The organism is Micromonospora sp. NPDC047730 (assembly GCF_043204765.1).
Taxonomy (GTDB): Bacteria; Actinomycetota; Actinomycetes; order Mycobacteriales; family Micromonosporaceae; genus Micromonospora.
The window spans coordinates 344,385-356,656 of record NZ_JBIDCU010000007.1 but is presented as its reverse complement, the minus strand read 5'-3'; the positions used below and the strand labels follow the sequence as shown (position 1 = coordinate 356,656).

Sequence of the window (12,272 nt, the reverse complement as noted above, 5' to 3'; positions counted from 1 at the left end):
GGCCGGTTGTGGGCCCGTGGGGTGCCGGTCGACTGGTCGGCGTGTCTGGGACAGCCGACGCGGGTGGTTGATCTGCCGACGTATGCGTTCCAGCACCGCCGTTACTGGCTCACCGCCGGCAGTTCGGTCGGGCGGTGGGACGTGGCGAGGATCGCTGACGGCCCGACCGTCGTGTCGGCGCGGCTCTCACCCGACGGTATGCCGTGGCTGGGTGAGCACGTTGTCGCGGGTACCGCGATCGCGCCGGCGACCGCGTTCATCGACTGGCTCACCCACGCCGGGGACGAGGTCGGCTGTGACCACATCGCCGACCTGACCATCCTCACCCCGCTGCCCACCGACCACGACCGCGACCTGCAGATCGTCATCGCACCCACCGACACCGACCACACCGCCCGGGTGCACAGCCGCCGCGATGACGATCCTGACTGGACCCTGCACGCCGAGGCCACCCTCACCCGAACCACCGACCAACCCGGCCGGCCCCACCACGGGCCCTGGCCGCCCGTGGGTGCGGTGTCCGTGCCGGTCGACGGGTTCTACCCCGCTGCCGCCGACGCCGGCTACGACTACGGGCCCACCTTCCAGGGACTGCGCCGAGCGTGGCAGTACGAGGGCACCCTCTACGCCGACATCACCATCAGCGACCACGGCGACCACGGCAGCGGCGGCGAGGACAGCGGCGGCGAGGGCAGCCACGCGATCCATCCGGCCCTGCTCGACGCCGCCCTGCACCCCCTCCTGCTCGCCCACACCACCGGCGGCGGCACGCCACACGTCCCCTTCACCTGGACCGGCATCACCATCCACACCACCGGCGCCACCCACGCCCGAGCCACCCTCACCCAACCCACCCCCGACACCGCCACCATCACCCTGCACCACACCGACGGCACCCCCCTGGCCACCATCAACCACCTCCAACTCCGCCCCCTACCCAGCCCCACCACCCACGCCACCCTCCTCAACCTCCACTGGCAACCAGCGACCGACGGTGCGAGCAGCCTCGCGGATCACGTCGTCGTCGGACCCGACCCGCACGGCGTGGGCGGACGGCGCTTCGCCGACCTCGCCGCGCTGCGCGAGGCCATCCGCGCGGGCGCAAGCGTGCCGGCCGCCGTCGTCACCCCCGACCTCGCCGACGCGCACGCGACGACCGCCGCCGTCCTCGCCCTGGTCCAGGAGTTCCTCGCCGCGCCGGAGTTTCACCACACCCGGCTGGTCGTGCTGACCAGTGGGGCCACCTCGGCCACGGCCCCGAACGGCGCCGACACGGCCCGCACCGCCGCCGCGGGCGCCCTGTGGGGACTGCTCCGGGTGGTGCAGGCGGAACACCCCGGCCGGGTCGTCATCGCCGACGTCGACGGACCTGCCGCACGTCACCTTTCCCTCGACGAGCCCCAACAGGCTGTCACCGCCGCCGGTCGCCTCGTCCCGCGCCTGGCCGCCCCTACCGGCGCGCCGATCCCGGTCTCGGGTGAGTGGCGGCTGACCGCCGCCGGCAGTGGGTCGCTGGACGGCATCGTCGTCGAAACCGTGACCCCGGACGTCGTGGGTGCGGGCGAGGTGCGGGTCGCACCGGTTGCCGCGGGGGTGAATTTCCGGGATGTGTTGGTGGGTCTTGGGGTTTATCCGGGTGGTGGGTCGGTCGGTGTGGAGGGTTCGGGGGTGGTGCTTGAGGTCGGTGTGGGTGTGGGGCATGTGGCGGTTGGTGATCGGGTGTTGGGGTTGTGGTCGGGTGGTTTTGGTTCGTCGACGGTGGTGGATGGTCGGTTGGTGGTGAGGGTTCCGGATGGTTGGTCGATGGAGCAGGCCGCGGGTGTGCCGGTGGTGTGGTTGACCGCGTGGTTGGGGTTGGTGGAGCTTGCTGGTCTTCGGGCTGGTCAGCGGGTGTTGGTTCATGCGGCTGCGGGTGGGGTGGGTATGGCTGCGGTGCAGTTGGCGCGGTGGTTGGGTGCTGAGGTGTGGGCGACGGCGAGTGAGTCGAAGTGGGATCTTGTGGATGTGCCGCGGGAGCGGTTGGCGTCGTCTCGTTCGACGGCGTTCGTGGATGTGTTTCCGGGCGGGTTTGATGTGGTGCTCAACAGCCTGGCGGGTGAGTTCGTGGACGCGTCGGCGCGGTTGTTGCGTCCTGGTGGTGTGTTGCTGGAGATGGGTAAGACCGATGTTCGTGGTCCGGAGGAGTTCCCGGGGGTTCGTTACGTCCCGTTCGACATGATCGAGGCGGGGCCGGAGCGGCTCGGGGGGATGCTTCGTCGGCTTGTGGAGCTGTTCAGTGATGGCACGCTGACGCCGGTGCCGGTGACTGCGGCGCCGGTGCAGCGGGTTCGGGAGGTGCTGCGGGATCTGGGTGCGGGTCGCACCACCGGCAAGCGGGTGTTGACGATGTCGGCGCGGCTGGATCCGGATGGCACGGTGCTGATCACTGGTGGCACGGGCGGGCTTGGTGTGTTGGTGGCTGAGCATCTGGTGCGTCGGCATGGGGTGCGGAAGCTTGTTCTGGCCAGCCGTTCCGGTGCGACGACTGATCGGCTTGCCGGTCTGGACGCCGAGGTGCGGGTCGTGGCGTGTGACGTGACCGACCGGGCAGCGTTGGCAGACCTTGTCGGGGGCATCGACCGGCTGACCGGGGTGGTGCACGCCGCTGGTGTCATCGACGACGGCATCATCGAGACCCTGACCCCGCAACGCCTCGACGCCGTTCTGGCGCCGAAGCTCCAGGCCGCGTTGTGGCTGGACGAGTTGACCCGTGATCGTGACCTAGCCCTGTTCGTGTTGTTCTCCTCGGTCGCCGGTGTGATCGGCAATCCCGGGCAGGGCAACTACGCCGCTGCCAACGCTGGCCTGGACGCCCTGGCCATGATCCGGCAGCGGGCCGGTCTGCCCGCTACCTCCATCGCTTGGGGACTGTGGGAACACACCACCGGCATGACCGCCCACCTACAACAACGGGACCGCGCCCTGGCTACGGAGCACGCCCTGGCCCTGCTCGACGCCGCGATCGGCGGGCACCACCCCGCCGTCGTCGCCGCCGACCTCGATCCCGCCGCGTACGCCACGCCCCTGCTCCAGGAACTCCGGCGTGGCCGGGCCACCCACCGTCCGCGCAAGGCGGCCGTGACGGGTGACGGGCAGACGCTGACCGACCAGCTCGCCGGCCTCGACGCCGGCGAACGCCGACGGAGCCTGCTGCGGATCGTCCGCTCCGAGGTCGCCGCGGTCCTCGGCCATCGCGACGCCGAGGACGTCGACGTGGACGCGCAGTTCGCGGCGCTCGGCTTCGACTCGCTCACCGCCGTCGAGCTGCGCAACCGGCTCGGTGCCCGGACAGGTCGGATCCTCCCGGCCACGCTGACGTTCGACCATCCGACGCCGGCCGCGCTCGCCGAGCACCTCGACGGGGAACTCGGTGCCGATCCCGCCGCACCCGTACCCGCACCCGCGCCTGGCGCCGGTGGCGGTGTCGACGATTCGCTGAGCGCCCTGGTGCTGCGGGCCTACCGCACCGGGGACGCCGAGCGGGCCGACGCGCTGGTCCGGGGCATGGCCTCATTCCGGCCCTCGTTCCGGACCGCCGCCGACGTCACCGACCGGCCGCGGCTCGTGCGGCTGGCCGCACCCGGCGGTCCGGGACCGCACGTCGTCTGCGTGCCGTCGTTCGCCTGGAAACCGTCGGTGTACCAGTACGCCGGCCTCGCCGCCGCTCTACGGTCCGCCGCGTCCGTGTCGGTGCTGACCCTGCCCGGCTTCCGGCCCGGCGAACCGCTACCGGCCGACCTCGACGCGCTCGTCGACCTGCACCGCGCCGTGCTGGAGGCCGAGGCGCCGACCGGGTCGATCGTGTTCGCCGGGCACTCCACCGGCGGGCAGCTCGCCGCGGCGCTGGCGCACCGGTGGGAGAAGGCCGGCCTTGTCATGCTCGACACCTGCTGGTGGCCTGAGCGCGCCAGCGAGGAGTACGCGGCCTGGTCGGCCGCGATCACCCGGCACCTGATCGACCGCGCCGGCGCCCAGGACCGGCTCGGCGAGGAGTGGGGAGACGCGTGGGTCACCGCCCGCGCCCGGTACGCGGAGTTCGACCTCAGACCGGCCCCGATCTCCGCTCCCACCCTGCTCGTACACGCTCAGGAACCGGTCGGTGCGGCAGTGCCGACGGAGACCGAGCGGGCCAGCTGGCCGCATCCGCACGAGGCGGTGACGGTGCCCGGCAACCACTTCACGATGCTCGAACGCGTCCACGTCGCCACCACGGCCGCGGCCGTCGACGCCTGGTTGCGGCAGGGCTGAGCGTTGGCCGGCCGCCACACGGAAGAGCCCCGCCGGTGTGCGGCGGGGCTCTTCCGGGATCGCCGGTCAGGTCAGTGCGGCGGTGAACCGGTCGTTGACCTCGCGACTGATATAGAAGACACCCTTCTCCAACTGGTCCGGTGTCCAGGTGACGCACGGCCGGTCGGGGTAGGCCACGTAGCCGCCGCTGAAGACCTCGTTGCGGTTGCCGGACGGGTCGAAGAAGTAGATGGTCTGCCCCCGGGTGATGCCGTGCCTGGTCGGCCCGACGTCGACCGGTACGTCGTCCATCGCCATCAGGTCACCGGCCCGCAGGATGTCGCTCCAGCTGCTCAGCTCGAACGCGAAGTGGTGGAGCTTGGCGTTCGGCCCCTTCAGGATCGCGATGTCGTGCACCGTGTTGCCTACGGTCAGCCAGGTGGCGATGCAGTCGGCGTCCGCGTCCAGCGACGTCGCCAGGCGCTCGCTGGGGTAGAAGTCCAGGACCTCCCGGAAGAACCGCTCCATCAGGTTGACGTCCTCGGCGGTGATGAGCGCGTGGTCCAACCGCGGCGCGCCGATGCCCACCAGATGACGGGGGAAGACCTCCGGGTTGTGGGTACCGACCTCGGTGCCCAGCACCGTCATGTCGTGGTAAAGCTCGACGACGTGCTCCGACGGCAGCACGATCCGGATGCCGTCGCTCACCTCGCGGTTCTCCCCGGCCGACATGCGCGACACGGCGCAGCCGAAGCGGGTCGCGCGGTCCTCGAAGCGCTCGATGTCCGCCGGGTCGGCGACCTTGAAACCGAACTTGGCGACGCCGACGCCGCCCTCCTCGAGGACGACCGAGTGATGGTCCCACTCGTCCCAGCCCTTGAAGTAGGCCGTGCCGTCCTCGACGAGAACGGGATAGAGACCCATCGTGTCGCCGTAGTGCTGTTTGGCCTGCTCCAGGTCGGTCACGCGGGCGTGGACGTAACCCATTCTCAGTACACCCATGCTCTGGCTCCAATCGTGCGGGGCGGGTCAGTCCGTCAGGTGGGTCCTGGCGTACGTGGGAGGAAGGGGTTGGTGCGGCGGAGCCGGTCCTGGCGCAGCTCGACGACGACGTCGCCGCACGGGACGGCGCGGCAGGTGAGGCAGGTTCCGGCCGCGCGTTCCTCGGCGGCGAGCACGGACTCGGCGACCACGCCGTCGTACCGGATGCTGCCGGCGCGCAGATCCACCTTGCACATGCCGCAGCCGCCGCGTCGGCAGCCGACGGTGTGGGTGTACCCGGCCCGGGACAGCGCGGCCAGGATGGTCTCGCCGTTGGCCACCGGCACGGTCAGGCCGGTCGGCAGGACGACGACGGTGACGGTCATCCCGGCGTGCCGAACCGGGGGAATAGCCGTACGGCGTTGCCGTGGGAAATGGAGGCGCGCTGCTCGTCGCTGATGTCGGAATACTTGTCGAACTCGTCACTGAAATGCGTCACCGAGGGCAGGGGCGCATATGGCCAGTCGCTGCCGTAAACGATGTGCGTCGGGTCGGCGAAAGCCAGAAGTGACGGAAGCGAGACCGGGCTGGTCGACAAGGCCGTGTCGAAGTAGAACTTCCGGAGATCCGCCAGATACGTGTCCGGGGTCAATTCCATGTCGCGTCGGACATGGGCCATCCGGTGTGCCGCGTAGGGCACGAATCCGCCACCGTGCGAAAGGATGATCCGCATCCGTGTCCAGCGCCGCATCGCACCGTGCCGGACCAGGTTGTGCACCGCGCGGCTAGTGTCGAGCAGAAAGTCGAGGAGAAACGGCGGCGCGCCGTCGAGGCCTGGCCCGGGCAGGTGCGACGGGTGGATCAGCACCACGGCGCCGCGTCGGTCGAGCTCGGTCATCACCGGGTCGAAGGCCGGGTCTCCGAGGTACGCACCGCGCACGTTGGCGAGCAGGACCACCCCGTCGGCGCCCAGCACGTCGAAGGAGTGTGCGATCTCCGCCAGGGCTCCGTCGACGTCCGGCAGGGTCAGCGTGGCGAAGAAGCCGAACCGGTCCGGTCGGTCTTTTGCCTGTTCAGCGGCGTACTCGTTGACGTATCGGGCCTTGTCGCGCGCTTCGGCGTCGTCACCGAGGTGCACTCCCGGCGTGGAGACCGACATGACGCAGCTGCGTATGCCGTGATCGTCCATCATGGCGAGGGCGCCCTCGGCCGACCAGGTCGGCAGCGGCATCCCCCCGGCCGTCAGGCCCCTGTCGACGAGCCAGCGGGAGTAGCCCGGCGGCACGATGTGCTGATGGACGTCGATGCGATCTGTGCCGGTCACGTCGGTTCCTTTCGCGGCCACGACAAAGTCCCGAATGGTGCACGGGTAAATGGACGCGCGATATCGGCGAAAGTGCCCGGCGCGCGGCGATGAATGCACATTCATCCGCTGTTGATTCGAGATCGCGCCCGGTCGGGACCATCCTTGTCGCGGACCCGCGTCACGGTCGATATTCCCCGTGTGTTGGCGAGCCGAAATCGGCCGCTGTGGCCCAGACGCTAGCAGTGGCCGGCGAGATCATCAATCAATGTGATCTCGGTCACATCGCATGTTGACCGCGGATTGGGGCCGGTGTACTGTCCATTCGCATAGACCAATGGATCTATCGGGCAGTCGCTGTTACGCCTGCGGGGTCGATCTCCCGGAAGCGTGTCCTTCTGCTTCGCACTCGCTCAGGTTCGGGCGCATACGCGGTGCCGCAATGAGTTCGTGAATGCCGCGGGTCGCGAAGACCCGCAGGTCAGACCGGCGGCTTTCCCGCGCGTCACCTGGCACAGCCTCCGTCATGCGACGTCTCTCTGCGGGGAAGGGACCCGAACGTGCAACCTGAAGCCAGCGGTACGACCGCCGAACCGATTGCCATCGTGGGGATGGCGTGCCGGTTCCCCGGTGGTGTGAACTCGCCCGCAGAGTTCTGGCGGCTGTTGACCGAGGGCCGCGGCACCGCCGGTGAGCTGCCCGACGGGCGCTGGGACGACTACCTGAGTTCGGATCCGGCCAACGCGGCCGCGCTGCGGGCGGTGAACCGCCACGGGTCGTTCCTGAACGATGTCGCCGGGTTCGACGCCGCGTTCTTCGGGGTCTCGCCCCGGGAGGCCGAGCTGATGGATCCGCAACAGCGGATGACCCTCGAGGTCAGCTGGGAGGCCCTCGAACACGCGGGTATCCCGCCCCGCGCCCTCGCCCACCACGACGCCGGCGTCTTCGTCGGGGTCGGCGCGGACGACTACGGCCGCCGGCTGCTCGAGGATCTGCCGGGCATCGAGGCGCGCACCGGGATCGGCGGCGCCTACTGCGCGGTGGCCAATCGGGTCTCCTACACCCTCGACCTGCGTGGGCCGAGCCTCGCTGTGGACACCGCGTGCTCCTCGTCGCTGGTCGCCATCCACCTGGCCTGCCAGAGCCTGTGGATGGACGAGACACCGGTCGCCCTCGCGGGCGGCGTCATGCTGATGGCCGGCCCGGGCCTGACGATGGTCCTCGACGCGGCCGGCGCCACCTCGCCGCGCGGGGTGAGCCGGTCGTTCGACGCCTCTGCCGACGGCTATGGCCGTGGCGAGGGCTGCGGGATGGTCGTGCTCAAGCGGCTCAGCGATGCACGTCGCTCCGGCGACCGGGTGCTTGCCCTGATCCGCGGCGGTGGCATCCACCAGGACGGCCGCACGAACGGGATCATGGCCCCCAGCCAGGAGGCCCAGGAGCACCTGCTCCGCCGGGTGTACCGGTCGACCGGCATCCCGCCGGCCAGCGTCAGCTACGTCGAGGCGCACGGCACGGGCACCGAGCTCGGTGACCCGATGGAGGCCGGTGCGCTCGGCGCGGCGCTCGGCTCGGGATCCGGTCGGCGGACTCCGTTGCTGATCGGCTCCGTCAAGACCAACATCGGGCACCTGGAGGCCGGTGCTGGGGTGGCCGGTGTCATCAAGACGGTCCTGGCGCTCCAGCACGGCCAACTGCCCGCCACCCTGCACCTGACCGAACCCAACCCGAAGATCGATTGGACGGGCACCGGGCTGCGGGTGGCCGACCGCCTCCAGGACTGGCTGCGCGGCGACCAGCCCCGCCGTGCCGGGGTCTCCGGATACGGCTACGGCGGCACCATCGCCCACCTGATCCTCGAGGAGGCGCCGGCGTCCAAGCCGACCGACGCCGTCGGCGGCGATACCGGCGTGCCCCGCGTCTACCCGATCTCCGCCGCGACCGGCACCGGGCTGGCCCGAGCCGCCGGCCGACTGGCCGCCTGGCTCGACGGTGACGGCGCGGCCGCACCGCTCGGCGCGGTCGGGCACACCCTCGCGGTACGCCGCAGCCACCTCAGCCACCGCGCCGCGGTCGTCGCGGCGGACCGGCCCGCGCTGGTCGCCGGGCTCACCGCGCTCGCCGAAGGGCGGCCCGACGCACCGGTCAGCGGCGTCACCCGCGAGCCGTCCGACAGCGCGGCCGTCTGGGTCTTCTCCGGCCACGGCTCACAGTGGATCGGCATGGGCCGCGAGTTGCTCCAGACGGAGCCCGCGTTCGGCAAGGTGCTCGACGACCTCGACCCCGTCTTCACCGCCGAGATCGGATTCTCGCCCACCGAGGTGATGGCCAGCGGCGAATACAGCGGCGTCGACATGATCCAGCCACTGATCTACGCGATGCAGGTGGGCCTCGCCGCGGTCTGGCAGGCCAACGGCGTCCGCCCCGCGGCGGTGATCGGCCACTCCGTCGGCGAGATCGCCGCCGCCGTCGTCTCCGGGGTGCTCAGCCCGCTCGACGGCGCGCGGCTGGTCTGCCGCCGGTCGGTCCTGCTCCGCCAGGCCGCCGGTGCCGGCGCGATGGCGATGGTCGCCCTGGGCTTCGACGAGGTCGCCGAGCGACTCGCCGGACACACCGACGTGGTGGCCGCGATCGCCTCCTCCGGCAGCTCCACCGTCGTCTCCGGCGAGCCCGAAGCGGTCCGTGCCCTCGTGGCGGAGTGGGGGGCCGAGGTCGCGGTACGCACCGTCGACTCGGACGTGGCGTTCCACAGCCCGCAGATGGACCCGCTGCTGGCCGCGCTGCGCGCCGCTGCCGACGGCCTGGTGATCCGGCCGCCGGCGTTGCCGCTGTACACCACCGCGCTTCCCGATCCCCGCGACGACGCGGCTCGCGACGGCGCGTACTGGGCGGCGAACCTGCGCAACCCGGTGCTGCTGCACACGGCTGTCCTCGCGGCCGCCGCCGACGGCCACCGCACGTTCCTGGAGGTCTCGCCGCACCCGGTGGTAACGCACTCGATCCGCGAGTCGCTCGACGCCGCCGGGATCGACGGCACGGTCCTCATCACGCTGCGGCGCAACCGGCCCGAGCAACTGACGTTCCTGGAGAGCCTGGCGGCGGCGCACTGCGCCGGGGTACCGGTCGGCTGGGAGGACATCTACCCCGGCGACGACCTCGCCGAACTGCCGCCGCGCGCCTGGGAACACCGTCCCTACTGGGCGACCAACACCCCCCGACTGACCGCCCTCGGCGACCGGCACGACCCGGCGAGCCACACCCTGCTCGGCGGGCGGACCGTGGTCAACGGCGTCACTCCGGCGCAGCTGTGGCACACCTACCTCGACCTGGCCAGCCGCCCCTACGACGGTGACCATCCCGTGCAGGGCGTGGAGATCGTGCCGGCGGCGGTGCTGCTGAGCACGTTCCTGGCGGCGGGGTCGGCCGATGCGCTCACCGAGGTGGCGTTGCGCACCCCGGTGACGGCCGACACGCTGCGGGAGATCCAGGTGGTGCGCCAGGGCGACGTGGTCAACCTCGCCTCCCGCCTGGTCGACCCCGAGGCCGGGGACGGCCCGCGAGACGAGGCGTGGCTGGTGCACACGACCGCACGGACCGGTCCTGCCGGTGCGCCGCCGCCGCCGGGCCCGGACGGCCCGAGCATCCCGCTGGATCCCGGCTTCGTCGTCGAGCGCCTCGCCGAACTCGACGTTCGCGGCATGGGATTCCCCTGGCAGGTCACCGGTCTGGCGCGGACCCCCGACGGCGGGCTGCGTGCCGAGGTCGACGCGCCCGGCAGCGGCATCGGAGCCGGGCGCTGGGCCTGTCTCCTGGACGCCGCGCTGTCCATCGCGTCCGTGGTCTTTCCCGGCGAACCGGTGCTGCGGATGCCCGCGGCGATCCGTGGCCTCACCGTCACCGGTGAGCCGCCCGCGCGGGTGATCGTGCACGCGCGGCCCGCCACCGGGCCCTCGGGTGCGGACACTGCCGAGGTTGCCGTCACCGCGCCGGACGGCACGCTCGCCGTCGTCCTCACCGGGCTGCGGTACGGCGTGCTCGACGGTGATCCGCGGGCCGAGGCCAGCCCCGGGCGGCTCGCTTTCGACCTGGCGTGGCGGCCGATCCCGCTGCCCGCGTCCCCGCCGTCGCCCCACCTCGTGGTCCTCGGAGATCCGTCGCTCGCCAGGCTGCTGGAGGTGCCGCTCGCGACGCAGACTCCGCAGCAGCCCAGCACCGTGCTGGTGGCCCCGCCTCCCGGCACCACAGCCGCCGACGCGTCGGCCCAGGTCCTTCGAGCGGTACGGGCCATGGCCGCGCTGCCGCCCGGTGACGGACGGGTCTGGGTCGTCACCCGGGGCGTGCGTGCGGGTTCGGCCGCGTCGCTGGGACTGTCCGCGCTGTGGGGACTGGGCCGGATCCTCGTCACGGAGTACCCGGACGTCGTGGGTGGCATCGTGGACCTGCCGGAGGCACTGACGGCCGCGACGGCACCGGCCCTGCGCGCTGTCCTCGGCGCACCGCCCGGCCCGGACCTGCTGTCGGTCGATGACGGCGCCGTCCACGCCGCCCGGCTCACCCCGCTCGACGGGCCGCCGGTGCGGCCCACGTTCGAATGCCGATCCGACGCGACGTACCTCATCACTGGCGGCCTCGGCGTCCTGGGTCTCGAAGTCGCACGGTGGCTGGTCAACCGGGGCGCGCGGCGGCTCGTGCTGGCCGGGCGCACGGCGCTGCCGCCCCGCGAGCGCTGGGACGACGTCGATCCGCAGCAGCGGGCGCGCGTCGACGCGGTGCGATCGCTGGAGGCCGCCGGCGTCACCGTCCGCACGCTCGCCCTCGACGTCGCCGACACCGACGCGCTCCGGCAGGCGCTGCGGCCGGACGTCCTCGGTCTGCCCCCCGTCCGCGGCGTCGTGCACGCCGCCGGGGTGGTCGACAACCAGCTGGCCGACCAGGTCGACGACGCCGCGCTGGCCCGTGCGCTGCGGCCCAAGGCCGACGGCGCGCTCGCCCTGCACACCGTGTTCCCGCCCGGAACGCTGGACTTCCTCGTGCTGTTCTCCTCCGCTGGCCACCTGCTGGGCCTGCCCGGCCAGGCCGCGTACGCCGCGGCCAACGCGTTCCTCGACGGGCTCGCCCGGCACCGGCGGGCGGCCGGGGACGCCGCGGTGACGAGCTACGCCTGGACGTCGTGGCGTGGCCTGGGCATGTCGACCTCGTCGGTGCTCATCGACGGTGAGCTCGCCGCGCGCGGCACCGCCGACATCACGCTGCGGGAGGCCTTCCGGGTCTGGGAGTACGCCCACCGGCGCGACAACGGGTTCGTGGCTGTCCTGCGGCCGATCCCGGTGCCCGTCGGCGGCGGGCGCCCGCCGCTGCTGGCGGACCTGACGGCCGAGGTGCCGTCGCCGGCGGACCTCGACTCGCAGGCGCCGGCGTGGGCGGACCTCGACGGCACCGAACTGGCCGAGCACATGGTCCAGGCGGTCCGCTCCGTCGTCGCCGGTGAGATGAAGGCGGCCGAAACCGACGTCGACCCGCACCGGCCGCTGCTGGAGATGGGCCTGGACTCCATCATGGCCGTCTCCATCCGGCGCCGGCTCGAGCAGGGACTGCGGCTCAGCCTGCCCAGCACGCTGCTGTGGCGCCACCCGACCGTCACCGCCGTCGCCGGCCACCTCGCCGACCTCGCGGCGGCCGGGCGCCCCACCACCGAACCGACGTCCTGACTGAGGAGCCGCTG

Annotated in this window: 5 protein-coding genes; 2 read left to right on the top strand and 3 right to left on the bottom strand. The window is 72.0% G+C overall.

Going from position 1 to position 12,272, the window contains the following annotated elements; translation table 11 throughout:
- Positions 1–63 precede the first annotated feature (63 nt).
- On the top strand, positions 64–4,287 hold the full coding sequence (locus ACGF5G_RS19215; protein WP_393264424.1) for an SDR family NAD(P)-dependent oxidoreductase: 4,224 nt from the start codon (positions 64–66) through the stop codon (positions 4,285–4,287).
- Positions 4,288–4,353: 66 nt separating this feature from the next.
- Here the strand turns inward: ACGF5G_RS19215 and ACGF5G_RS19210 are convergent, their stop codons facing one another.
- From ACGF5G_RS19210 to ACGF5G_RS19200, 3 genes are read right to left on the bottom strand one after another with little or no spacing between them, the layout of a single operon-like run.
- Positions 4,354–5,268 (bottom strand): catechol 2,3-dioxygenase, encoded by a 915-nt coding sequence (locus ACGF5G_RS19210; RefSeq protein ID WP_393264421.1) that lies wholly within the window; start codon positions 5,266–5,268, stop codon positions 4,354–4,356.
- Positions 5,269–5,303: 35 nt separating this feature from the next.
- The gene (locus ACGF5G_RS19205) at positions 5,304–5,633 is read right to left on the bottom strand and encodes a 2Fe-2S iron-sulfur cluster-binding protein (protein WP_393264418.1); all 330 of its coding nucleotides are present in this window, start codon (positions 5,631–5,633) and stop codon (positions 5,304–5,306) included.
- Positions 5,630–6,571 (bottom strand): amidohydrolase family protein, encoded by a 942-nt coding sequence (locus tag ACGF5G_RS19200; protein WP_393264415.1) that lies wholly within the window; start codon positions 6,569–6,571, stop codon positions 5,630–5,632. Before ACGF5G_RS19200 ends, ACGF5G_RS19205 begins: the two co-directional genes overlap by 4 nt.
- A 539-nt stretch (positions 6,572–7,110) precedes the next feature.
- Here ACGF5G_RS19200 and ACGF5G_RS19195 point away from each other — a divergent pair.
- A complete protein-coding gene (locus tag ACGF5G_RS19195) occupies positions 7,111–12,258 on the top strand; it encodes a beta-ketoacyl synthase N-terminal-like domain-containing protein (protein WP_393264412.1) in 5,148 nt (1,715 codons plus the stop codon).
- The last annotated feature ends 14 nt before the right edge of the window (positions 12,259–12,272 follow it).